General features: G+C 72.5%; 18 protein-coding genes and 1 pseudogene. 11 read left to right on the forward strand and 8 right to left on the reverse strand.

Features of this window, described 5'->3' with window-relative positions:
• The first annotated feature begins 111 nt into the window (after positions 1 to 111).
• From QC282_RS07265 to QC282_RS07305, 9 genes and pseudogenes are all read left to right on the forward strand, one after another.
• Positions 112 to 942 carry an oxidoreductase gene (locus QC282_RS07265; RefSeq protein ID WP_279548382.1) on the forward strand — a complete coding sequence of 277 codons (831 nt, stop codon included), beginning with the start codon at positions 112 to 114 and terminating at the stop codon, positions 940 to 942.
• Between the two features lie 252 nt (positions 943 to 1194).
• Positions 1195 to 2772 carry a S8 family peptidase gene (locus tag QC282_RS07270; RefSeq protein WP_279548383.1) on the forward strand — a complete coding sequence of 526 codons (1578 nt, stop codon included), beginning with the start codon at positions 1195 to 1197 and terminating at the stop codon, positions 2770 to 2772.
• A gap of 188 nt (positions 2773 to 2960) precedes the next feature.
• Positions 2961 to 4115: a DUF4190 domain-containing protein gene (locus QC282_RS07275; RefSeq protein ID WP_279548384.1), complete on the forward strand. Its 1155-nt coding sequence runs from the start codon at positions 2961 to 2963 to the stop codon at positions 4113 to 4115.
• Positions 4116 to 4262: 147 nt separating this feature from the next.
• Positions 4263 to 5015, forward strand: a complete 753-nt coding sequence (locus tag QC282_RS07280) for a GntR family transcriptional regulator (RefSeq protein ID WP_279548385.1) — start codon at positions 4263 to 4265, stop codon at positions 5013 to 5015.
• A 420-nt stretch (positions 5016 to 5435) separates the two neighbouring features.
• Complete coding sequence (locus tag QC282_RS07285; protein WP_279548386.1) at positions 5436 to 5627, forward strand: SPOR domain-containing protein; 192 nt, start codon at positions 5436 to 5438, stop codon at positions 5625 to 5627.
• A 36-nt stretch (positions 5628 to 5663) separates the two neighbouring features.
• On the forward strand, positions 5664 to 6086 hold the full coding sequence (locus QC282_RS07290; RefSeq protein ID WP_279548387.1) for a (deoxy)nucleoside triphosphate pyrophosphohydrolase: 423 nt from the start codon (positions 5664 to 5666) through the stop codon (positions 6084 to 6086).
• A 137-nt stretch (positions 6087 to 6223) separates the two neighbouring features.
• Positions 6224 to 6652, forward strand: coding sequence for an ATP-binding protein (locus QC282_RS07295; RefSeq protein WP_279548388.1), 429 nt, complete (start codon positions 6224 to 6226; stop codon positions 6650 to 6652).
• 226 nt (positions 6653 to 6878) lie between these two features.
• Complete coding sequence (locus QC282_RS07300) at positions 6879 to 9488, forward strand: SpoIIE family protein phosphatase (RefSeq protein ID WP_279548389.1); 2610 nt, start codon at positions 6879 to 6881, stop codon at positions 9486 to 9488.
• Between the two features lie 37 nt (positions 9489 to 9525).
• Positions 9526 to 9633 (forward strand): annotated as a pseudogene (locus tag QC282_RS07305) (GntR family transcriptional regulator); the annotation flags it as partial.
• Positions 9634 to 9654: 21 nt separating this feature from the next.
• On the opposite strand, the gene QC282_RS07310 reads toward QC282_RS07305, so the two are convergent.
• The 4 genes from QC282_RS07310 to QC282_RS07325 all read right to left on the reverse strand — a co-directional run bounded on the left by QC282_RS07310 (position 9655) and on the right by QC282_RS07325 (position 15616).
• On the reverse strand, positions 9655 to 9996 hold the full coding sequence (locus QC282_RS07310) for an Imm49 family immunity protein (RefSeq protein WP_279548390.1): 342 nt from the start codon (positions 9994 to 9996) through the stop codon (positions 9655 to 9657).
• Positions 9980 to 10840: an immunity 49 family protein gene (locus QC282_RS07315; protein WP_279548391.1), complete on the reverse strand. Its 861-nt coding sequence runs from the start codon at positions 10838 to 10840 to the stop codon at positions 9980 to 9982. Before QC282_RS07315 ends, QC282_RS07310 begins: the two co-directional genes overlap by 17 nt.
• On the reverse strand, positions 10837 to 13755 hold the full coding sequence (locus QC282_RS07320; RefSeq protein ID WP_279548392.1) for a hypothetical protein: 2919 nt from the start codon (positions 13753 to 13755) through the stop codon (positions 10837 to 10839). The genes QC282_RS07315 and QC282_RS07320 overlap by 4 nt, the downstream gene beginning before the upstream one ends.
• A gap of 142 nt (positions 13756 to 13897) precedes the next feature.
• Positions 13898 to 15616, reverse strand: a complete 1719-nt coding sequence (locus QC282_RS07325) for a hypothetical protein (protein WP_336621064.1) — start codon at positions 15614 to 15616, stop codon at positions 13898 to 13900.
• Positions 15617 to 15711: 95 nt separating this feature from the next.
• Between QC282_RS07325 and QC282_RS07330 the strand changes: the two genes are divergently transcribed.
• Entirely contained in the window at positions 15712 to 16977 is a 1266-nt protein-coding gene (locus QC282_RS07330) for a hypothetical protein (protein WP_279548393.1), read from the forward strand.
• Positions 16978 to 16984: 7 nt separating this feature from the next.
• Here the strand turns inward: QC282_RS07330 and QC282_RS07335 are convergent, their stop codons facing one another.
• From QC282_RS07335 to QC282_RS07350, 4 genes are read right to left on the reverse strand one after another with little or no spacing between them, the layout of a single operon-like run.
• Positions 16985 to 17755: a succinate dehydrogenase/fumarate reductase iron-sulfur subunit gene (locus tag QC282_RS07335; protein WP_279548394.1), complete on the reverse strand. Its 771-nt coding sequence runs from the start codon at positions 17753 to 17755 to the stop codon at positions 16985 to 16987.
• Entirely contained in the window at positions 17752 to 19695 is a 1944-nt protein-coding gene (locus tag QC282_RS07340; protein WP_279548395.1) for a fumarate reductase/succinate dehydrogenase flavoprotein subunit, read from the reverse strand. Before QC282_RS07340 ends, QC282_RS07335 begins: the two co-directional genes overlap by 4 nt.
• A gap of 16 nt (positions 19696 to 19711) precedes the next feature.
• Positions 19712 to 20548 carry a hypothetical protein gene (locus QC282_RS07345; RefSeq protein WP_279548396.1) on the reverse strand — a complete coding sequence of 279 codons (837 nt, stop codon included), beginning with the start codon at positions 20546 to 20548 and terminating at the stop codon, positions 19712 to 19714.
• 19 nt (positions 20549 to 20567) lie between these two features.
• A complete protein-coding gene (locus QC282_RS07350) occupies positions 20568 to 20858 on the reverse strand; it encodes a hypothetical protein (RefSeq protein ID WP_279548397.1) in 291 nt (96 codons plus the stop codon).
• Positions 20859 to 21172: 314 nt separating this feature from the next.
• Here QC282_RS07350 and QC282_RS07355 point away from each other — a divergent pair, with 314 nt between their 5' ends.
• A complete protein-coding gene (locus QC282_RS07355) occupies positions 21173 to 23443 on the forward strand; it encodes an ABC transporter family substrate-binding protein (protein ID WP_279548398.1) in 2271 nt (756 codons plus the stop codon).
• Positions 23444 to 23467 lie beyond the last annotated feature (24 nt).

Raw genomic sequence — 23467 nt, forward strand, 5'->3', positions numbered from 1 at the left:
ACTGCCGCAGGCTCGTTCACGCAAGCAGGAGCGCGGACGGCGAGCGCGGACGACGAGCGCGGACGGCGGGCGCGGACGACGAGAACGAGCGACGGACACAGGGGAGCGGGCATGCACAAGGTCTGGCTGATCACGGGCGCGAGCAGCGGTTTCGGGCGGGCGATCGCCGAGGCGGCGCTGGCCGCGGGCGACGTCGTGGTGGGGGCGGCCCGGCGCGCGGAGGCGCTGGCGGACCTGGTGGCCGCGCACCCCGACCAGATGGAGGCGCTGCCGCTGGACGTCACCGACACCGCCGCCGCGGAGGCGGCCGTGCGGGACGTCGTGGCGCGGCACGGTCGGATCGACGTGCTGGTCAACAACGCGGGCCGTACGCACGTCGGCGCCCTGGAGGAGACGACGGACGCGGAGCTGCGCGAGCTGTTCGAGCTGCACGTCTTCGGTCCCGCCACGCTGGTGCGGGCCGTGCTGCCGCACATGCGCCGGCGGCGCTCGGGCGCGATCGTGCAGATGAGCAGCATGGGCGGGCAGATGTCGGTGGCGGGCTTCGGGGCGTACAGCGGCACGAAGTTCGCGCTGGAGGGCATGTCCGAGGCGCTCGCGGACGAGGTGCGGGAGTTCGGCGTGAAGGTGCTGATCGTCGAGCCGGGCGCGTTCCGCACGTCGCTGTTCGCGGGCGGCCGGGCGGGCGTGAGCGCCGACAGCGGGCGGTACCCGAAGGTGTCGCGGACGCGCGCGTACGTCGAGAGCGGCGACGGTACGCAGCCCGGCGACCCGGCGAAGGCGGCGGCGCTCGTCCTGGCCGCGCTGGACGCCGAGGACACGCCGCTGCGCCTGCCGCTCGGCGACGACGCGGTCACGGCCGTGCTCGACCATCTCGACCGGGTGCGCGCCGAGGTGACGGCGTGGGAGAAGCGGACCCGGAACACCGCGTTCGACGCGTGAAGGGCCTGGTCGCGCGGTCGGCGCCGCACGGGCGGGCGCCGGCCGCGGGCCGCCGTGCCGTGCGGCTTGTCTGTTAAGTCCGTGCACGGCCTCTTGTGCAATTCCTGTGGAAGCCTCAATCTTTCGGCTGACGCACAGGCGCGTCGGCACATGGCGTTGACATGCCCCTGCCATACGCGCCTGCTCCGTCGTGCGTGGATCGACCGCACCATCCCCACACCAGCGCACCACCGATTGAGGAGGACCCCTCAGATGGCAGTGATGCGTCATGCCCGGCGAAGACTGACCGCCATCGGCGCGGTGGCCGGCGCGGCACTCGCCGCGAGCCTCGTCTCCGCCCTCCCCGCCGGCGCCGCCCCGGCGCCCGAAGGCCGGATCCAGTACGAGGGCGCGGCGAACGCCGTCGCCGACAGCTACATCGTGACCCTCAGGGCCGACGAGGCGAAGGCCGGTTCCGCCGAGGGCCGCGCCCTGGCCAAGAAGTACGGCGCCTCGATCGAGCGGACCTACACCAAGGCCCTGAACGGCTACGCGATCGAGGCCTCCGAGACCGAGGCGAAACGTCTCGCCGCCGACCCGGCCGTCGCCTCCGTCGTCCAGAACCGCACCTTCACCATCACGGGCACGCAGCCCAACCCGCCCTCCTGGGGCCTGGACCGCATCGACCAGCGGAACCTGCCGCGCGACAACTCCTACACCTATCCGGACTCCGCCGGTCAGGGCGTGACGGCGTACATCATCGACACCGGCGTCCGCATCACCCACAGCGACTTCGGCGGTCGCGCCTCCTACGGCTACGACGCCGTCGACAACGACAACACCGCCCAGGACGGCAACGGCCACGGCACGCACGTCGCCGGCACGGTCGCGGGCAACGCGTACGGCGTCGCCAAGAAGGCGAAGATCGTCGGCGTCCGTGTGCTGAACAACTCCGGTTCCGGCACCACCGCGGGCGTCGTCGCCGGCATCGACTGGGTGGCCCGCAACGCGGTCAAGCCGGCCGTCGCCAACATGTCCCTCGGCGGCGGCGCGGACAGCACCCTCGACGCCGCGGTCCGCAACGCCATCGCCTCCGGCATCACCTTCGCCGTCGCGGCCGGCAACGAGAACACCAACGCCTCCACCAAGTCCCCGGCCCGCGTCACCGAGGCCATCACGGTCGGCGCCACCACCTCCACCGACGCCCGCGCCAGCTACTCCAACTACGGCTCGGTGCTCGACCTGTTCGCACCCGGCTCGTCGATCACCTCGGCGTGGCACACCGGCGACTCCGCCACCAACACCATCTCCGGCACGTCGATGGCGTCCCCGCACGTCGCCGGAGCCGCGGCGCTCTACCTGGCCGACAACCGCACGGCCACGCCCGCCCAGGTCTCCACCGCGCTGACGTCCGCCGCCACCACCGGCGTCGTCACCAGCCCCGGCACCGGCTCGCCCAACCTTCTGCTGTACGTCGGCAGTGGCGGCACCACCCCGCCGCCCACCGGGCCGCGCTTCGAGAACAGCGCCGACTACGCCATCAACGACAACGCCACCACCGAGTCCCCGGTGACCGTCTCCGGCGTCTCCGGCAACGCGCCCTCGGACCTGGCCGTCGAGGTGCGCATCGTCCACACCTACATCGGTGACCTCCAGGTTCAGCTGATCGCCCCCGACGGCACGGCGTACACGCTGAAGGCGTACGGCACCGGCGGCAGCGCGGACAACATCGACACCACGTACACCGTCAACGCCTCCTCCGAGGTGGCGAACGGCACGTGGAAGCTGCGGGTCAGCGACAACGCGTCGTGGGACACCGGCCGCATCGACGCCTGGGCGCTGCAGTTCTGACGCACCCTCGCCCCTGCGGGCAGCCGCCCCGCTCCCGCGTTCCCGACGCGGGGGCGGGGCACACCCGGTGACGGCGGTGACGGCGCGGCAGGAGGAGCCGGCGGGCTCGCTTACGATGCGGCGAGTCGTACATCAGTTCCCCCGCGTGCCCGCCACGCCCCGCCGCCCGAACCAGGAGCACGGTGCCCGTGTCCGTTCCGCCGCCCCCCGGCCCGCACCGGCCGCCGCAGGGGCCGTACCCGCCGTACCCGCCCCCTCCGCAGGGCCCGTACGGCCCTTGGGGACCGGCGCCCGTCCCGTACGGCGGCCGGGCGGCCGTCAACGGGGTCGCCATCGCCGCGCTCGTGCTCGGCATCCTCTGCTTCCTGCCCGCCGCGGGGCTCGTCCTGGGGCTGATCGCGCTGCGGCAGATCAGGCGGCGCGGCGAGCGCGGCCGGGGCATGGCGATCGCCGGCGCCGTGCTGTCCGCCGTCGGCCTCGCCCTGTGGACGGCGTCGCTGGCCACGGGCGCCGCGTCCGACCTGTGGGAGGGCTTCAGGAACGGCGCGAACGGCAACTCCACGCTCACCCTCGACAAGGGCGACTGCTTCGACTCGCCCGGCGGCCTGGAGGGCATGGCGTACGACGTCGACCCGGTGCCCTGCGCGGGCGAGCACGACGGAGAGGTGTTCGCCGTGGTCACCCTGCCCGGCGGCGCCTTCCCCGGCGACGACTCGCTCACCGACACCGCCGACGACAAGTGCTACGCCCTGAAGGACACCTACGCGATGGACGGCTGGGCCGTGCCGGGACATGTCGACGTGTACCACCTCGTGCCGTCCCGGGACAGCTGGCGCTTCGGCGACCACGAGATCACCTGCGTGTTCGGCAACACGGACGGGAAGGGTTCGCTGACGGGTTCGCTGCGCAGCGACGAGACCACGCTCGACCGCCATCAGGTCGCCTACCTGGAGTCGGTCCGCGTCCTCAACGCGGCGATGGACGAGGCCCCCGAGGAGGAGTACGTCGAGGACGACCTGCCCGGCCACCAGGCGTGGGCGGACGGCGTCGCCGACGCGCTGACCGAGCAGGCCGGCATGTTGCGCGGCCACGACTGGCCGGCCGGTGCCAGGCAGCCGGTCGCCGACCTGGTCGAGGACCTGGAGGCCGCGCGGAAGGAGTGGGCGCGGGCGGGCGGCGCCGCCGACGCGGACGCCTTCCACGAGCACTACGACAGGGCCCTGGAACTGACCGACCCCCAGAGGTCGGTCACGGCGCGCAAGGCTCTGGGCCTGGCCACGACTCCGCCCGCATATGAGGAGAGCGGTGGAGACGCGGCGGAGGACCCCGGCCTTCAGGTGTGACGGCTCTTATAGCGGGGAGAAAGTGCCTGCGTAAAGGGAGTGGTGGGCACAAGTCATCACATCGGGTGATTCTCTGGCCTTTGCTTGCATGGCACAACCCACGGTTGCCAGGCTGTTGCTGTCTGTACAACCTGATGGGAGCGGCCAGTGACATTCGGTGAGCAGCCGGCGTACCTGCGTGTCGCGGGTGATCTCCGCAAGAAGATCGTCGACGGCCTGCTGCCCCCGCACACCCGCCTCCCCTCCCAGGCCCGGATCCGCGAGGAGTACGGCGTCTCTGACACCGTCGCGCTGGAGGCACGCAAGGTGCTGATGGCCGAAGGTCTGGTCGAGGGCCGCTCCGGCTCGGGGACGTATGTGCGTGAGCGGCCCGTGCCCCGCAGGATCGCCCGCTCCGGCTTCCGCCCGGCCGGGGGCGCCACGCCCTTTCGCCAGGAGCAGGCCGACCTCGGCGTGCGCGGCACCTGGGAGTCCAGCAGCGAGCAGACCGAGGCGAGCCGGGCCGTCGCCGAGCGGCTCGCCGTCAAGCCCGGTGACCGCGTGATGTGCACGCGGTACGTCTTCCGGGAGGCCGGCGAGGCGACGATGCTCTCCACCTCCTGGGAGCCCCTCGCCGTCACGGGCCGCACGCCGGTGATGCTGCCCGAGGAGGGCCCGCTCGGCGGCATGGGCGTCGTCGAGCGCATGGCCGCCATCGACGTCGTCGTCGACAACGTCGTGGAGGAGGTCGGCGCCCGCCCCGGCCTCGCCGAGGAACTGCTCCTGCTCGGCGGCGTCCCCGGACACGTCGTCCTCGTCATCCAGCGCACCTTCTACGCCTCGGGCCGCCCCGTGGAGACGGCGGACGTGGTGATCCCGGCGGACCGGTACCGGGCGGCGTACCACCTACCGGTGAAGTAGCCGGACCTCTCCGGGGGTGTGACCGGGGGCGGTCGCCGGGCCCTCGCGGACCCTCGGAGGGGGCGCGTTCCGGGATGCGCCGGGCGGCGCGCGAGCGTGATGCAGCACACTCCGCGCACCCGCCTCGCCCGCTGCCCGACCGCCCCGCCCGGTCGCCACGACCCCCAACTCCGTTGAGATTCCGCCGTTTTCGCAGGTCGGCTCCGGCAGCGGCGGCATGCCGCTGACCGGATGCGTCGTCCTTCCCGGGCGGCGCATCCGGCGTTGTGCGCCCCCTGACCCCTGGCTGGTTGCGTACCTCTTCGTGAAAAGCCGTATTCGCTGCGTGAAGGTTGGGCGTAGGCTCGGGCATATGCGGATTGCGGTTTCCTTATCGGGCGGGGTGCGGCCTGGACCGCGGGCGGGAAATGGAGGGGCGCGATGAACGAGGGCACGGTCACTCTCCCCTGGCTCGTCGTCCGGCAGGACGACAACGGCAATCGCTACCGCGTGGGCAGATACGCGACCCGGGCCGAGGCCCAGAAGATCGCGGACAGTCTCGACGCGCGCGGCCACAAGCGGCTCTACTGGGTCGAGAGGATCGGCCAGAGCGAGGCGGGCAGCAGGCCTTAGCCGGTGCCCGGCCCGGGCTTCCCGTAGGCTCCCGGCATGACCGAACGGATCGTGGTGGGTGCCGCCCTGCTCGACGGCGGCCGGCTGCTCGCCGCGCGTCGCAGTGCCCCCGCCGAGCTGGCCGGACGCTGGGAGCTGCCCGGCGGCAAGGTCGAGGACGGCGAGACGCCCGACGCCGCCCTGGTGCGCGAACTGCGCGAGGAACTGGGCGTCCGGAGCGAGGCCGGCGAGCGCGTCCCGGGCCAGTGGCCGCTGAAGCCCCCGTACACCCTGCACGTCTGGACCGCCCGGCTGCTGCCCGGTTCGCCCGCGCCCGAGGCGCTCCAGGACCACGACGAGCTGCGCTGGCTCGGTCCCGACGAGATCTGGTCCGTCGACTGGCTCGACCAGGACGTGCCCGCCGTCCGGGCCGCTCTCACCCACCTCGGCCTCGATGTGGAGGGCGTAACGGGCGCATAGCGCCTGCCGGGGAGTGCACGCCGGGGGCGTGGGCGCATGACCTTCGTACGCCGTTCGTGCCACAGTGCGCCCTCCTGCGCGGTACCCGCGCCGGGATATCGGGTATGTGCCCATTAACCCCACGAAACTGGACATGGGTGGGCTTGCTGGCCTGGGAAGTGATCGGCGTGATCGACACCGAAGGCGACTGCGCCGAGTGGACCTTTGCCGCGGACCCGGGCGCGGTCCGCACCGCTCGCGCCGCCGTGCGCGTCCAGTTGCGCGACTGGGACCTCGACAGCGTCGCCGACATGGCAGCGCTGCTGGTCAGCGAACTGGTCACCAACTCCCTGCGGCACGCCACGGGCCCCATCGGCGTGCGCCTGGTCCGCCGCCCCTCGGGCCTGCCCGGCGTCATCCTCGTGGAGGTCTCCGACCCGCTCCCCGACCCGCCCCGCCGCCGGGCCGCCCGCCCCGACGACGAGAGCGGGCGCGGGCTGGAACTCGTCGCCATCTCCTCGCGCCGCTGGGGCACCCGGCCCGACGAGGTGGGGAAGACGGTGTGGTTCGAACTCGCGGTGCCCTGAAGGTCGCACGACCGGCGCACGCCGGCAGCCCGTGCCCCGATGTGTGATTCGGCGACGTGTTCCCTGGTTAGAAGACTGGAAGTGTTGTCGCAGCCGGGTCCGAAAACCGCCGGAACCGTGCTGTGATCGTGAACACCGTGTCGTGCGGCGCCGTAGTGCTGGATACTGCGGGCAGCCGCCCCCGGTGACCGGTGCCGGACGCGGTGAGCTGGAGGGGACGGTTCGCGTGAGCGAGATACCAGCGAAGGCCACGGAGTCCGAGGACCCGGCGGGCGGCGCGACAGGACGGGCCGCCGACGGCCTCGTGTCCGGCGATGCCCCGGCCGGCGACGCCATGTGGCAGAGCAGCCCGCCCGGCTCGATGTACGACTACATCAAGGTCGCGTCCTTCTCCGTGGGCCCCGACGGGCTCGTCGACCAGTGGAGTCTGCGCGCCGAGCAGATCTTCGGCATCCCCGCCGAGCGCGCCGTCGGCATGGACCCCATAGAGGTGTTCGTCGACCCCGACAAGCGCGCCGACGGCCGGCGCAAGATGGCCGAGATCCTCGACGGCCGCGAGTGGACCGGAGTGGTCCCCTTCAAGGCGCCGGGCATCGGCCCCCGCGAGTACGGCGAGGCCCTCGCCGAGGTGTACGTCATGCCGACGCGCACCGAGGAGGGCGAGAAGGCCGCCGTCTGCATCGTCGTCGACATCCGCACCCTGCGCAGCATCGAGACCGACCTCGCCGCCTCGCAGGCGATATTCGGTCAATCTCCGTTCGGATTCCTGCTGATCGACACCGAACTCAAGGTGCGCCGCGCCAACCAGCGGTTCGCCTCCGTCTTCGGCGGCTCCCCCGACGACCACCGCGGCCAGGGCGTCCACGACTACCTGCCGCGCGGGGAGGCCGAGCGGGTCGCCGCGACCATGCGCCGGGTCCTGGAGACCGGCGAGTCCATCACGGACATGCACGTCACGGGCTTCGTGCCGGGCTCCGAGGAACGCCGCCACTGGTCCGTCAACCTCTACCGCGTGCACAGTGGTTCGGGCCGGCCCATCGGCGTCGCCTGGCTGGGAACCGACATCACCTCCCGCCGCGCCGCCGCCCGCGAGGCCGCCGCCGCACGACGCAATCTCGCCCTGCTCAACGAGGCGGGCGCCCGCATAGGGAACTCCCTCGACCTGGAGACCACCGCCCGCGAACTCCTCGACGTGGCCGTCCCCGGCTTCTGCGACCTCGCCACCGTCGACCTCTACCAGGGGCTCCTGGTCGGCGACGAGACCCCGCCCGGCCTCGCCGACGGCAGCGCCGAACTGCGCCGCGTCGCCTACGCCAGCGCCGTCTCCGACGCGCCCTTCGGCGGCACGTGCCGGCCCGTGGCCGTCGGCGCCGTCCACCACTACGCCTTCAACTCGCCCTGCGCGGACGCCCTGCGCACCGCACGGCCGCGCATGGTCCCCGGCGAGGACGGCGGCATCGTGCAGTCCACGCTCGCCGTGCCGATGGTGGCGCACGACATGGTCGTGGGGCTCGCGCAGTTCGCCCGCACCAAGGGCAGCGAGCCGTTCGGCGACCGGGACCGCGACCTCGCCGTCGAACTGGCCGCCCGCGCCGCCGTCTGCATCGACAACGCGCGCCTGTACCGGCGCGAGCACGAACGCGCGTTGATACTGCAACGGTCCCTGCTCCCGCCCGGCGACCCGGAGGCCTCCGGCCTCGACATCGCCTGCCGCTACCTGCCCGGCACCGCCTCCACCGGCCGGCCCAGCGAGGTCGGCGGCGACTGGTTCGACGTCATCGAACTGCCCGGCCACCGTACCGCCCTCGTCGTCGGCGACGTCATGGGCCGCGGCCTGCGCGCCGCCGTCGCGATGGGCGAACTCCGCACCGCCGTGCGCACCCTGGCGCTCCTGGACCTGGAACCGGCCGAGGTCCTCTCCCAGTTGGACGAGATCGCCCGGGGCCTCGGCGCGCCCGGCGGCATCCAGCAGGCCACCCGCGCCGCCCGCCGCCCCCGCGAGGCCGACCTGTCCGAGGTCTACCTCGCCACCTGCGTCTACGCCGTCTACGACTCCGTCACGCGGCGCTGCACCTTCGCGAACGCCGGCCACCTGCCGCCCGTGCTGGTCGAACCCGGGGAGTCCGCGCTGATGCTCGACGTACCGCCGGGCATGCCGCTCGGCGTGGGCGGGGAACCCTTCGAGGAGGTCGAGGTCGAACTCCCCGAGGGCGCGCTGCTCGCCCTCTACACCGACGGGCTGGTCGAGTCCCGCGACCATCCGCTGGACGAAGGGCTCCAGGCGTTCGTGGGCGCGCTCACCGACCCGACCCAGCCCCTGGAGGACGTCTGCGACCACGTCCTCAACACCCTGGACACCCACCACGGCGAGGACGACATCGCCCTGCTCATGGCCCGCGTGCAGGGCCTGCCCGCCGAGTCCGTCGGCGACTGGACGCTGCCGCGCGAGCCGCGCAGCGTGGGCCGGGCCCGCGAGTACGCCCGCGGACAGCTGCTGAGCTGGGACCTGGAACCGCTGGTCGACACGACGGAACTGCTGGTCAGCGAGCTGGTCACCAACGCCCTGCGGTACGGCGAGGGCGACATCCGCCTCCGCCTGCTGCTGGACCGCACGCTGGTCTGCGAGGTCTGGGACTCCGGCCTGGTCCAGCCGCGCCGTCGCCGGGCCCGCGACACCGACGAGGGCGGCCGCGGCCTCCAGCTCGTCGGCCTGCTCAGCGCGGCGTGGGGCTCACGCCGGACGCCACGCGGCAAGACGGTGTGGTTCGAACTCCCGCTGCCGGACGGCGAGAACGGCCTGACGGACCCGGCGGAGGCGCTGCTGAGCCTGTTCTGAGCCCGAGGGCCGCGCTCGGACTCGTCGGGCTCAGGAAGTCCTCTTGACACTGCGGGTGGTGTACACCGACAACGACCGCCCCGCCGGAGCGACCGCCATGGTCAAGGCCGGGCACCTCTACGAGCTCCAGTACGGGTCCACGCCCGCCTGGGACCGCTTGGTGGGATCAGTAGGCGGCCTCACCGATCCGGGCGTAGTCCAGGAGTGCCTTGGGCAGGTACTCGGACCCGGTGTCCACGGTGATGCCCTGGTCCCGGGCGAGGCAGGCCATGGCCAGCGGGCCGAGGGCGACGAGTCCGTCGGCGCTGGCGGCACGGGCCTCATCGGCGGTCCGGTACTCGGGCGCGGTCGCCGCGGCGAACAGCGCGGACCCGGTCTGCATGACCGTGACCCGCGCCTCCCCCGTCTCGGACTTCACCGCCTGCGGGTCCACCGCACAGCGCTGCTGCGCCGGCGCGAGGGCCGTGCCCGCGGAACCGTCCGTCCGGCGCTCACGTCTCGAACTCACCCAGCCAGCTGCGCTGGAGGAGGTGGTGGGGCAGATATTCCGACTCCACGTCGACGGGGATGCCGCCGTCGTGGGCGAGGCAGGCGATGGCGAGGGGAGCGAGGGCGATGCGGCCCTCGGCGTCCTTCGCGCGGTCCTCGTCCGCCGTCCAGTACAGCTTGTGCAGGCTCAGAGCCTGGGCGAGCGCCTCGTCGAAGCCGTCGCGATCCTGGCGCAGGAAGCGGTAGAACAGGTCGATCGGGGGATACAGGACCTGCTGCAGCAGGTCGCGGGGAGCGGTCGTGGCGACATCGGGGCTGGAGCCCTCGATGGCGGCGGTGAGCTTCTCCACCAGCCCCGGGCCTTGCAGCCAGTAGGTCTGCAGCGCGTCCACCCAGTGGTAGACGTACTCGTCGTACGCTCCTTCGGGCGAGCGGAGCCGGTCGAGGGGGATCTCGCAGAGCCGGGTCATGCGCTTCTGGTCGCGGCAGACAATGGCGAGCCAGAACGCCGTGAGCCAGTTGCCCGCGTCGGCGTACGGGCGCGGCCCGATCTCCGGAATGTGCCGCACCTTGTGGTCGATGCGGGTCTCCACGACACCGCCGGTGCCGCCGGTCAGGGCGAACATCGCCGAGCCGAGTTGCATGGCGGTGACGACCGACTCCCACGTTTCCAGCTTCGCGGCCCGGGCGTCCACCGTGCACTGCGCTCGCATGTTCAGCAGGGACTTGGTGAACGTCGCGTCGATCATGACGGGCGCCGACTCCAGCCGCTCGATCGACGCGGCCGTGCTCCCGCGCATAGCCTCGGCGAACCGCTCGGCGTTGGGCCCGGGCGCCCCGTGCCGGGCAATGGTGACGGTCACGGTGTGCTCCTGTCGGCGATGTCGAAGTTCCGCATGCTGTAGCCAGCGTACTCACCGGCGTTCTTCTGACCCTTGACCACTATGTAGTCCACGTCGCCCCTGGCCAACGCCGCTTCGAGCTCGTCCGCGAGCAGCAGCTCGTTGGGATTGTCCTCACCGCGCTTGCGCATCTCGTCCAGGATGTCCAGGAAGTACTCCCTGGTCCCCTGGGAGACCCGCTTGCCGTTCGGCAGGTTGCGTGCCCCGAGGTCCGTGGTGGTGCTGCTCTTGGCTTCCACGACGACGAAGCCGCCGTCCTCACGGCGCCACACCTGGTCGAACTGGTCGTTGCCGTTCAGCGGGCCGTCCAGCGGCTCCCGGGTGGCGTTCGGGTAGTGCTCCGGGATGACGTGGTGCTCGGCGATGGCCTCGCCGTACGCCTCCGCGTTGTCGCGCATGTCGCGGTGCGCGGCCTTGTACTCGTTGGTGCGCTCGAGCTGGGTCAGCTCGGACTCGGGAGTGGGACTGGTCTTGTGCGCCTCGACGGCCTCGGCCTTGTGGCGTCCCGCCGCCTGGTCGTAGTTGACCGCGTGGTGCCGGTTGGCCGCCGCCTCGTCGAGCCGCGCGAGGGCCTCCGGGCTCGCGGTCTCCCGCCCGCCCTTGACCGCGTCGCCCAGGTAGTTCGGCGGGAGGGGCTCGGGCGCGTCCCTGACCGACGTCCACGGGTGCTGCGGCGACTCCCGCGTGAGCTGGGGCGGCGTCCTCCCGCTCTCGTCGACGAAGTCCAGGTTCTTCCGGTTGCCGTTGGACTTGTAGAAGTCCTCGAAGTAACCGGGCTCGTGGTTGGCACGGTAGACCTGGATCTCGTGGATCTGCTCCGGCGTGAGCGAGCCTTCCGGCCCGTACGGATTGTCGCCGTCCCGCATGAACTCGGGCCGGGCCGCCTCCGCGTCCCGCGCGGGTGTGGTGGCATCGGGCCCGCCTGCGGCGTTGTCCCCTGTCTCGGCGGCGTCGTCACCGGTACGGCCGAGGTCGTCCAGTCCGCCACCGGGCGGACCGTCGAAGCGCGGCGGTACGTCGGTGGTGCCGCCGCCGGGCAGGTCGTGGCTGCCGGAGGGACCGCCGCCCAGGTCGTCGGCGCGACCGCCGGGGAGGTGGTCGCCCGTGGTGGTTCCGGGCGTCGCATTGTCCGCGGCACCGACGGGAGCAGGGGTGTCGATGCTGTTGGTCGGCAGGTTGCCCGCGGTGCCGCCAGGCAGGTTGTTGCCCGCGGTGCCGCCCGGCAGGTTGTTGCCCGCGGTGCCGCCGGGAAGGTTGTCGGCCGTGCCGCCCGGGCCCTCGACTCGCGTGCCCGGGGTGTTCAGGTCGTCGCCGACGCGGCCGATGTCGTCCAGGCCGTCGCTGCCCAGGCGGATCACCTGGCCCGCGTTGTCGACCGTCGCGGCGCCCGCGCCCACCAGGGCCGGTTCCCGCACCGGGGAGTCCACCCGCGGGTTGTCCGCACCCGACGCCGGCGGGGTCATGTCGGGCTGGTCGACGATGTCGCCGGGGCCGTCCGCGCCCTTCTGCACGACGTTGCCGCCCTCGTCCAGGATGTTGCCGTCCGGGTCCAGGTACTGGGCCGGGACACCGTCCTCCGTGGGCAGTTTCACCGTGCCAGGCGGCAGGACCGTCGCGTTGTCGGGCAGCTTCACGTTGCCGTCCGGCAGCCGCGTCGCACCCTCCGGCAGCGCCGCGCCCTCCGGCAGGTTCACCGTGCCGTCCGGCAGCTTCACCGCACCCTCCGGGAGCGCGATCGCACCCTCGGGCAGCGCCGGGATGTCGATGTTGCCGACACCCTTCAGCGCCGCACTGATGTCCCCGATCTTCGACAGACCCGCACCCGCACCCTTGGCGATATAGGTCATCGGGTCGATCACCTTGCCCGCCGTGCCCAGCACCTTCGCCACCGCACCGGCCTTACCCGCACCCGCGACAGCGCCCCCCGCACCACCCGTGAAGACGGTGGTGAGCACGTTGAAGGTGACCGCACCCGCCGCACGCGCCGGGTTCTTGCCCCACTGGTCCCACGCCACCAGCGCCTTGCCCGTCTCCTTCATCGCCGTACGCGAATCACGGATCCAGGACGGCAACTTGTCGTCGGGGAGCGTCCAGAACATCGCCCCCACACCAGGGATGGAGGTCAGCACCAGACCCGTCGCCAACTGCGCCAGGCCCTTCCACGCCTGGCCCATGGCCTCCCAGCCGCCGAAGCCCACCAGCGTGCCGAGACCCTTGATCGTGCCCCAGACGCCGTCCACGATCAGGCCGTCCCACACGAACGACTTCACCCAGTGGCCGACCTCGTACCAGTGGTGCTTCTCCTCCACCGGGTCACCCCAGGGAAGCTTCGCGTTCTTCATGTCCTCGGCCGAGAACCCGTACTGGTCCTTACGGTCCGAGCCGTCACCGGCGACCATCTGCGTGCCGCCCCACAACGCCGTGATCTTGTTGTGGCACGTCCGCTCAGCAGCCCAGAACGCGGCCACCGTCGCGGTGATGTCATCACGCAGCTGGTTGTGCTCGCCGACCTTGTCCTCGTCGTACTCCCACTCGTCGTCGTCCTTCACCGAATCGACGAACGCGGCGGCGTCGGTCTTCAGCTGCTTCAGCTTGTCGACCAGCGGACGGACCTCGGTCGCGTACTCCGACAGCGCCGACGACACCTTCTCCAGATCGTCCGCGAAACCGTCCGCCCTGTCCTTCACCGGCTTCGTCGTCGCGAAGAGCTTCTCCGCCTCCGGCGCCTGGTAGTACGCCGACAGCCCCTGGAACTGGGAGTGCACGTCGACGCCGGTGTCCCGGATGTTCCCGGCGTCCTTCTTCAGGTCGCCGTAGTCCTTCTCCAACTGCGCCAGATCGCCCGTGAACTGCGGAATCTCCCCCGGCTTGATCACGCCTTCCCCCAACCCCCGTGCGTCCCGTACCGGCCACTCCGGCTCAACTCACGCGCCGGACAACTCGCGTGAGGCACCGTCAAGTGCGGTCCATCATCATATAAAGAGGTCCCGGAGAAGGGCCGGGACTGTCACCGAACCACTACAAACGCGGCAACCCTCGACGCCCCCGCGTCGTCGGCCCGCCGAAACTCGCCACGCGGACCGGACCACGTGGCGGCGTGCCGTCCGGCGCGTCCGAGGCATCGGAAACCCCGGCGTCGAGCAGGATGCCGCCGACCACGGCCCCGGCGACCCCGCTCACGTGCCCGTCGGCCCCGGCGTACGGATTCCCGTACGTCCGCACGTCCTGCTCGGCGAGCCCGCGGGCTTCGAGGGCCAGCGCGTCGGCGGCCGGAAGTGCGTCCGGCGCGGCCGAGGCGAGGAGCCGCCGCGCCTCCGCCAGCCGGGTCCGGGCCGCCCAGCCCACGGCACCCCGGTGCGTCGTGACGAAGTCGTCCGCGCCGGACACGGAAGCGCGCGCGGTCAGCAGCGCGGCGGCCGAGAGTACGCCGGCGCGTCCGCCCCCGAGCGCCGCGCAGGCCCGCACGATGCGGCGCAGCGCGTCCGGCGGATCGCAGATCCCGGCCGTCAGTTCGTTGCGCACGGTGGCCAGGACGGTGTCCGCGTGCAGCAGGCGTGCGCGCAGCTCACCGGCGGGGACGTCCACCGCGCCGGCGCCGGGCGTCTGCCGTCGCGCCGCCGCCAGTTCCGCCTCCGCGCCGGTGAGCGTGGCCGGGACCAGCGCCTCGGCCTCGGACAGAACGGCGGCGAGCCGCTCGACACCGGAGACGAAGACACCGGCCTGCGCCACGGCACCCTCGGCGGCGCGCAACTGCGCGGCAGTGTGCGCGAGTTCGTCGCGGTCGGCCGACTGGCGTGCCGCGTTGAGGAAGGCGGTGGCGAACACCAGCCGGTCCTTAACCTGTTCGACGTACCCGGCGACCGACTCGCAGGCGGCCGGCCCGTACCGCTTGACCAGGTCCACGAGCACGCCGTCGGCCACCGCCGTACGGGCGGTCAGCTCCCGGAACCGGGCCTCCGCGACACCCAGCGCCTCCCCGGTGCCCGGCTCCCCGGTGCCCGGCTCCCCGGCGTCCGCCGCCAGGCCGCGCAGCCGGTCGAAGTCGCCGGCCGCCGCGTCGAGCCGCCGCCCGGCCTCCTCGCACCGCCCGACGATCCCCACCAGCGCCTGGAGCCGTCCCGTCGCGTCCTCCGGTACGCCCTCCTCGTACCGCTGCCGCATCCGGAAAGCCGCCGCCAGCTCGGCCTCCGCCTCCCGCAGGGCCCGCGCGAAGGGTGCGACGGCGGCCGGGCCGGACCGCGCCTCGGCGAAGTCGAGCTCCTCCCCGCCGGTGCGCACCCAGTCGTCGGCCGCGACGAGCAACGCCCTTGCCCGCTCGTCCAGTTCGACCAGCTCCGGGACGGCCGACGGGGCGACGGGCGCGCCGCCCGGCGTCGTACGCGTGCGGGCCCGGCGAGTGCGGCGTACGTAGCCGTATCCGGCGAGCGCCGCCGCCGTGCCCAGCACGGCGACCGGGAGGATCAGCTCGAAGCCGGACGTCTCGTCCTCCTGCGCGGTCGCGGTCGCCGACGTGGTCGTGGACGTGGTCGCGGTGGCGGACACGGTTCCGGCCGCGGGCGCGCTCGCGACCCGGCCGACGGTGGTGATCGCAACCGGAACAGCCTCACCGCTCGTCATCACCGGCAACACCAGCCACACGACCCCGGCCGTACCGCCCAGCACGGCGTGCCCGACCCGCACGCCCGCGTGCGAGGGGGAAGCGCGCCGCGCCAGGCCCCGGATGAAGGAAGGCGTCACATTCCGGAGCGTATGAGCAGCACAGCGGCTCCGCGACCGGGAGCCGGGGTCGTGGTGAGGGCGTCCGACGCGGGGCGCCGGGGGAGGGGACCGCAGTGGAACCGACAGAGCGCGGGGGAACGACGGGAAGCCGGAACCCGGGGGCGGACGAGCGGCCGGGGACGGCTGCCGCAGACGGGCAGAAGACCGATTCCGCGGGCGCGCAGGAACCGGACGGCGCCGAGTCCGCAGTCCCGCCGGTCCCGGAGTCCGGCCCCGCCGAGTCCTCGGCCGTCGGCTCCGGCACGGGCGACGACCCCGCCGCGAGCCCCGCCCCGGCCTCCGCCACGACCCGCCGTTCCCGGCGACGGCGATGGGCCAGGCGGGTCGTGCTCGCCGTCGTCCTGGTCGTCCTGCTGCCCCTGCTGGTCGGTGAGGCCGCCCTCCGCGTGAACTACATGGGCGACCCTGCGGACGGCACGTACACGCGGGACCGTGACGCGATCTGGCTCGGGCACGCCTGGGTCGACGGGCGGAAGAAGGACGCCGACATCTCGGCGCTGGCGCGGCGGCTCGACGGGACCGGCATCCGGGACCTGTACGTGCACGCCGGTCCGCTGGAGCACGACGGGACACTGCCCAAGTCCCTGTACCCGAGGGCGGGTTGGCTGATCCGGGCCGTGCACCGGGAGCTGCCCGGCATCCGCGTGCAGGCCTGGCTCGGTGACGTGCTCGCCACCGAGAGCCCCGACGGCATGCGCCTGGAGCGCGAGGAGACCCGCGCGGCCGTCCTCGGCTCCACCCGGCAGATCCTGGACGCCGGCTTCGACGGCGTGCACTTCGACCTGGAGCCCCTGCACTCCGGCGACCGGCACTACCTGACCCTCCTGGACGCCCTGCACCGCGAGACCCGGTCCCGGGGCGTCCCCCTCTCCGTCGCCGCGCACCAGATCGACCCGGTGCCGGCGTTCCACTCCTTCTGGGGGACGGTCACCGGGCACCCGAAGTGGTGGTCGCAGGAGTTCTTCGGGCAGGTCGCGCGCCGCGTCGACCAGATCGCGATGATGTCGTACGACACGATGCAGCCGCTGGAGGGCACGTACGGCGGCTATGTCGCGCACCAGACGGCTCTCGCGCTGGAGGCCACCCCGGAGTCCACCGACCTGCTGATGGGCCTGCCGTTCTTCCACGAGAACCGCTTCGGCCACTGGGCGCACGCCGAGACGGTCGCCGCCGCCGTGCGGGGCGTGCGCCTCGGGCTGTCCCGCACGGACGCGGACCGTGCCCGTTTCGGCGTCGCCCTGTACGTCGACTTCGCGGCGACGGAGGAGGACTGGCGGGCGTACCGGGAGGGCTGGGTGCCCGACCCCGGATCGCTGTAGCACAGGCCTACTCGGACCTGCGGCGGATCTTCGAGCCCAGCCACACGAGCGGGTCGTACTTGCGGTCCACGGCCCGCTCCTTCAGCGGGATCAGCGCGTTGTCCGTGATCTTGATGCCCTCGGGGCAGACCTCCGTGCAGCACTTGGTGATGTTGCAGTAGCCGAGGCCGTGTTCGTCCTGGGCGGTCTTCTTGCGGTCCAGCCCGTTCTCGGCCGCCGCGTCCAGGGGGTGCATGTCCAGCTCCGCCACCCGCATCAGGAACCGGGGGCCCGCGAACGCCGGCTTGTTCTCCTCGTGGTCGCGCACCACATGGCAGGTGTCCTGGCACAGGAAGCACTCGATGCACTTGCGGAACTCCTGCGAGCGGTCCACGTCCTCCTGCATCATCCGGTACTCGCCCGGTCCGACCCCGGCGGGCGGCACGAAGGACGGGACCTGCCTGGCCTTGTCGTAGTTGAAGCCGACGTCCGTGACCAGATCCCGGATCACCGGGAACGCGCGCAGCGGGGTGACCGTGATCGTCTCGGCCCGGTCGAACACGGACATGCGCGTCATGCACATCAGCCGGGGCCGTCCGTTGATCTCCGCCGAGCACGAACCGCACTTGCCCGCCTTGCAGTTCCAGCGCACCGCGAGGTCGGGGGCCTGGGTGGCCTGCAGGCGGTGGATGATGTCGAGGACCACCTCGCCCTCGTTGACCTCGACGGAGAAGTCCGCCAGGCCGCCGCCGTCCGCGTCGCCCCGCCACACCCGGAAACGGGCCTCGTAGCCGCTCATTCGTACAGCTCCTCCTCGGCCAGGTACTTGACCAGCTCCTCCTTCTCGAAGAGGGCCAGCAGGTCCGGGCGGATGGGCTCGGTCGTCTCGCGGGTGAGGGAGATCCGGCCGGGGACCGGGTCCGTGGCCGCCTCGCCGGTCGTCAGGTCGGTGAGGCCGCACAGCAGGTTGACCGGGCGCCAGGCGCGGTCCATCGAGGGGTGGTCCTCGCGGGTGTGCCCGCCCCGGGACTCGGTGCGCTCCAGCGCCGCCCGCGCCACGCACTCGCTGACCAGCAGCATGTTCCGCAGGTCCAGGGCGAGATGCCAGCCCGGGTTGAACTGGCGGTGGCCCTCGACGCCCGCGCGCCGGGCCCGTACGCGCAGCTCGGCCAGTTTCCGCAGCGCCTGTTCCATCTCGCCCTGCCGGCGGATGATGCCGACCAGGTCGTTCATCGTCTGCTGGAGCTCCTGGTGCAGGGTGTACGGGTTCTCCGGGGGCCGCCCGTCGTCCTCCACCGTCTCCCGGCCCTCCGCCGAGAACGGCCGCAGCGCCTCGGCCGCCGCCGTGTCGACCTCCTCGTCGGCCACCCGGGGGCGGGCCGTGACCAGGGCCGCCGCGTACTCGGCCGCGTGCCAGCCGGCGCGGCGCCCGAACACCAGCAGGTCCGACAGCGAGTTGCCGCCCAGACGGTTCGAGCCGTGCATGCCGCCGGCCACCTCGCCCGCCGCGTACAGCCCCGGCACCCCGCGCGCCGCCGCGGTGTCGGACTCGACGGCGATCCCGCCCATCACGTAGTGGCAGGTGGGCCCGACCTCCATCGGCTCGGCCGTGATGTCGACGTCGGCCAGCTCCTTGAACTGGTGGTACATCGACGGCAGCCGGCGTTTGATCACCTCGGCCGGCATCCGCGTGGAGACGTCGAGGAAGACACCGCCGTGCGGGGAGCCGCGGCCCTCCTTGACCTCGGAGTTGATCGCCCGCGCGACCTCGTCCCTCGGCAGCAGTTCGGGCGGACGCCGGTTGTTGTCCGGGTCGTCGTACCAGCGGTCGGCCTCGTCCTCCGACTCGGCGTACTTGTCCTTGAAGACCTCGGGGACGTAGTCGAACATGAACCGCTTGCCGTCGGAGTTGCGCAGCACGCCGCCGTCGCCGCGCACCGACTCCGTGACGAGGATGCCCTTCACGGACGGCGGCCAGACCATGCCCGTCGGGTGGAACTGCACGAACTCCATGTTCAGCAGGGGAGCGCCCGCGAGCAGCGCCAGCGCGTGCCCGTCGCCGGTGTACTCCCACGAGTTCGACGTCACCTTGAAGGACTTGCCGATGCCGCCCGTGGCGATGACGACGGCCGGTGCCTCGACGACGAAGAACCGGCCGGACTCGCGCTCGTAGCCGAAGACGCCCGAGACCCGGTCGCCGTCCTTCAGGACGCGGGTGACGGTGCACTCCTGGAAGACCTTCAGCCGGGACTCGTAGTCGCCGGTCTCGCGGAAGTCCTCCTGCTGGAGCGCGACGATCTTCTGCTGGAGGGTGCGGATCAGCTCCAGGCCGGTGCGGTCGCCGACGTGGGCGAGGCGCGGGTACTCGTGGCCGCCGAAGTTGCGCTGCGAGATCCGGCCGTCCTTGGTCCGGTCGAAGAGGGCGCCCCAGGTCTCCAGCTCCCACACCCGCTCGGGCGCCTCCTGGGCGTGCAGCTCGGCCATCCGCCACTGGTTCAGGAACTTGCCGCCGCGCATCGTGTCGCGGAAGTGGACCTGCCAGGTGTCGTGCTCGTTGGCGTTGGCCATGGCCGCCGCGATGCCGCCCTCGGCCATCACGGTGTGCGCCTTGCCGAACAGCGACTTGCAGATCACGGCCGTACGGGCGCCCCGCTGGCGCGCCTCGATGGCGGCCCGCAGTCCGGCGCCGCCCGCCCCGACCACGACGACGTCCCATTCCTGCCGGTCGACCACGGACATCACAAGGCCCCACTCATCAGAAGAAGCGCGGATCGTCGAAGACCCCGGACGCGACGAGATACACGTAGAAGTCGGCGAGCGCCACGCTCGCCAGCGACGTCCAGGCGAGCAGCATGTGCCGGGCGTTCAGCTTCCCCACCAGCTGCCACATGCGGTAGCGCACCGGGTGCCGCGAGAAGTGCTTCAGCTTGCCGCCCACGATGTGCCGGCAGGAGTGGCAGGACAGGGTGTAGGCCCAGATCAGCACGATGTTCACCAGGAACACGAGCGTGCCGAGACCCATGTGGCCCCACGCGTAGTGCTCGTCCCGGAAGGCGAGCACCGTGTCGTAGGTGAGGATCACGGCGACGGGGATCGCGGCGTAGAAGAAGTACCGGTGGATGTTCTGCAGCACCAGCGGGAAGCGGGTCTCGCCGGTGTACTTCCTGTGCGGCTCGGCCACCGCGCAGGCCGGCGGGGACGCCCAGAAGCCCCGGTAGTAGGCCTTGCGGTAGTAGTAGCAGGTCAGCCGGAAGCCCAGCGGGAAGATCAGGATGATGACCGCCGGCGAGATGCCCCACCAGCTGCCGAAGATCTCCCAGTTCGGCCCGGACCGCATCGGCTCGCAGTTCTCGGCGAGGCACGGCGAGTAGAACGGCGAGACGTACGGCGCCGCGTAGTAGTCGGCGTTCGCGAAGGCCCGCCAGGTCGAGTAGACGATGAAGGCCAGCAGACCGGCCACGGTGGCGGCGGGCGCCAGCCACCAGCGGTCGGTCCGCAGATGCGGGGCGGCGATCGCGGCCCGCGCACCGCTGCGCACGCCGCCGCCGGGGGGATGGGGGTCTGTGGCTGGAGGTTCGGTACCAGTGGCCACGTCTCGTCTCCGGTCGGGGTCAGGGAGCGTGCCGGTCGCGGGCGCCGAGGCCCTCGTCGTCGGAGTCGGTCCACAGCGCCGGGTCGTACGGCGTGTCGGAGATGGTGACCAGCTCGGGCCGGTTCTGCGTGGCCGGGGTGGCCGCGGCCGCCCGCAGCAGAGCGACGCTCTCGCGCAGATGCTCGGCGTCGGTCCGGACCCGGCGCATCTCCAGACCGCCGCTGCCCAGCTGCTTCTCCAGGCGCCCCACGGACCGGTTCAGGTCGTCGAGGCAACGCTGGACTGATGTCAGATCGTCGTGCACGGACATGACTTGCCCTCACTTCCACGGGTGTTTCCGACCCAGGCGGCAACGTTCATGCGCCTGAGAGTGTCGCGCGTCACACCGGTCGGTGTGAAGGGACATGCACGGATTGGCCGGGGCGCGTCCCCGCCCACCGGCGCGCGCCGTGCCCGACGCGCCCCGGGCCCGTTCCGCCGCACGGGTGGGCTTGGACCCTCCCGCCGCCGTGTCGTCACCCGCTGCCGAACCCTTTCCTCTTCAGTGGCCGCATACATCTGATCAGCTCCATATACGGCCAAAAGTGATCATACCGCCCGCGGCTTCCCGGAGGTAACCCAGAGATGTCCCACCACGGCGTCGGACCCCGGCCCTCTCGCCAGACTCCCGGCTGCCGCGCGGTGCTGCGCTCGGTCGCCTTCCTCACGGCGGGCGCCCTCGCGGTGCCCCTGCTGACCGCCTGCAGCTCCGAGGACAAGGCCGGCAAGCCGCTCGCCGGGCAGGACATCGCGCCCGCCGACCGCGCCCGCATCGCCGACGGGGGAACCCTGCGCTGGGCGGTCGACTCGGTGCCGGAGACCCTGAACTCCTTCCAGTCGGACGCCGACTCCACCACCACCCGGATCGCGCAGGCCGTCCTGCCGTCGATGTACCGGCTCGACGCGAACGGCCGTGCCGAGCGCAACCCCGACTTCCTGGAATCGGCCAAGATCGTCGAGACCGAGCCCAAGCAGGTCGTGCTCTACAAGCTGAACCAGCAGGCCGTCTGGAGCGACGGCCGCGAGATCGGCGCCGCCGACTTCGCCGCCCAGTGGCGCGCCCTGTCCGGCAAGGACACCGCCTACTGGACCGCCCGCAACGCCGGGTACGAGCGCATCGAGAAGATCCAGCGCGGCGCCAACGACCTGGAGGTCAAGGTCACCTTCAGCCGCCCCTACGCCGACTGGAAGTCGCTGTTCTCGCCGCTGTACCCGAAGGAGGTCACGGGCAGCCCCGACGCCTTCAACGACGGCGCCCGCCGGAAGCTGAAGGTCACCGCCGGACCGTTCACCGTCAAACGCGTCGACCGCGCGGACGAGCAGGTCACCCTGGTGCGCAACCCGCGCTGGTGGGGCGACCCGGCCAAGCTCTCCAGGATCGAGCTGCGCGCCGTGCCCCGCGAGAAGCGGACCGCCGCGCTGACCGCCGGCACGATCGACCTGGCCGAGATCGACCCCGCCGCGGCCCGCCGCATCACCGCCGCCGCCCGCCCGAAGACGGCCAGTACGCCGCTGATGGGCCCCGGCGCCCCCCTCGCCGGCCCCGGCCTCGCGCCCGCCCCCGGACGGCACCGGTCCGCCGCCGACGCCCTGCGCTCCTGGGCCGTCGCGAACGGCTCCGACGAGGAGGCCGCCGAGCGGGAGACCGAGGCCCGGCAGGAGCTGCGCAGGGCGGCCGAGAAGGAGGCGCGCCGGCAGCGGGCACTGCGCGGCTACGAGGTGCGCAAGTCGCTGGAGCCCGCCTACACGCAGCTCGCCCTCAACGGCGCCGACGGGCCGCTCGCCGACGAGCGGGTCCGCCGGGCGGTGGCCCGCGCCCTGGACCGCGAGGAGATCGCCCGGGCCGTCCTCAAGCCCCTCGGTCTGCCCGCCGAGCCGGTCGGCAGCCACCTCGCGCTGTCCGGCCAGGCCGCCTACGCCGACGGCAGCGGCGCCCTCGGGGGCCAGGACACCAAGGAGGCGCAGGCCCTGCTCGCGGACGCCGGCTGGGTGCGCGGCGGGCCCGTCAAGGAACAGAAGGGCGAGAAGGCCGCCGGCGCCGAGGGCGGGAAGACCAAGAAGGACGGCGAGAAGGCCGCCGAGAAGGACGCCGAGAAGGGCACGGGGAAGGACGCCGGGACGGAATCCGGGCAGGACTCCGGGGACGGCGACGACGGCACGTACATCGTCGGCGAGGACGACGGCGGCAACGGCGACGACAAGGCCGACCGCGACCAGCAGCCGCAGCAGAAGGGCGGGGAGCGGCAGGCCCGGGACAGCGCGTCCGGCGCCTACGCCCCCAAGGGCACCGCCGCCCCCGCCGGCGCCGCCGCCGACCGGCTCGCCAAGGACGGCAAGACCCTCACCCTCCGCTTCGTCCTGCCGTCGGGCCCGGGCACCGAGGCCCTGCGCACCGTCGCCGACCGCATCACCCGCATGCTGGACCGCGTCGGCATCCGCACGGCCGTGACCAAGGTGCCCGACGAGAGCTACTTCAAGGACCACGTCGCCTCCGGCGAGTACGACCTCGCCCTGTACTCCTGGCCCGCGTCCGCCTTCCCCGCCACCGACGCCCGCCCGATCTTCGCCAAGCCGGTCCCGGCCGCCGACGGCTCCCTGAGCGTCGAGCAGAACTACACCCGGGTCGGCACCGACCAGGTCGACCAGCTCTTCGAGCAGGCCGCGGGCACGCTGGACGAGGAGGAGGCCCGCTCCCTGATCCGCAAGGCCGACTCCCGCATCTGGGCGGCGGCCGGCTCCATCCCCCTCTACCAGCGCCCCCAGCTGACGGCGGCCCGCAAGAACCTCGCCAACGCGGGAGCCTTCGGCTTCGAGACGCCGGTGTACGAGGACATGGGCTTTCTGAAGAAGGGGTGAACCCGCCGAGGCGGTCGCGCCAAC

Source organism: Streptomyces sp. DH24, assembly GCF_029813775.1.
Lineage (GTDB): Bacteria > Actinomycetota > Actinomycetes > Streptomycetales > Streptomycetaceae > Streptomyces.

What these genes read in the sequence shown, in the direction of transcription:
- QC282_RS07265 (WP_279548382.1), top strand. Translation starts at nt 112, where the DNA reads ATGCACAAGGTCTGGCTGATCACGGGCGCGAGCAGCGGTTTCGGGCGG.
- QC282_RS07270 (WP_279548383.1), top strand. Translation starts at nt 1,195, where the DNA reads ATGGCAGTGATGCGTCATGCCCGGCGAAGACTGACCGCCATCGGCGCG.
- QC282_RS07285 (WP_279548386.1), top strand. Translation starts at nt 5,436, where the DNA reads ATGAACGAGGGCACGGTCACTCTCCCCTGGCTCGTCGTCCGGCAGGAC.
- QC282_RS07290 (WP_279548387.1), top strand. Translation starts at nt 5,664, where the DNA reads ATGACCGAACGGATCGTGGTGGGTGCCGCCCTGCTCGACGGCGGCCGG.
- QC282_RS07335 (WP_279548394.1), bottom strand. Translation starts at nt 17,755, where the DNA reads ATGAGCGGCTACGAGGCCCGTTTCCGGGTGTGGCGGGGCGACGCGGAC.
- QC282_RS07340 (WP_279548395.1), bottom strand. Translation starts at nt 19,695, where the DNA reads ATGTCCGTGGTCGACCGGCAGGAATGGGACGTCGTCGTGGTCGGGGCG.
- QC282_RS07350 (WP_279548397.1), bottom strand. Translation starts at nt 20,858, where the DNA reads ATGTCCGTGCACGACGATCTGACATCAGTCCAGCGTTGCCTCGACGAC.
- QC282_RS07355 (WP_279548398.1), top strand. Translation starts at nt 21,173, where the DNA reads ATGTCCCACCACGGCGTCGGACCCCGGCCCTCTCGCCAGACTCCCGGC.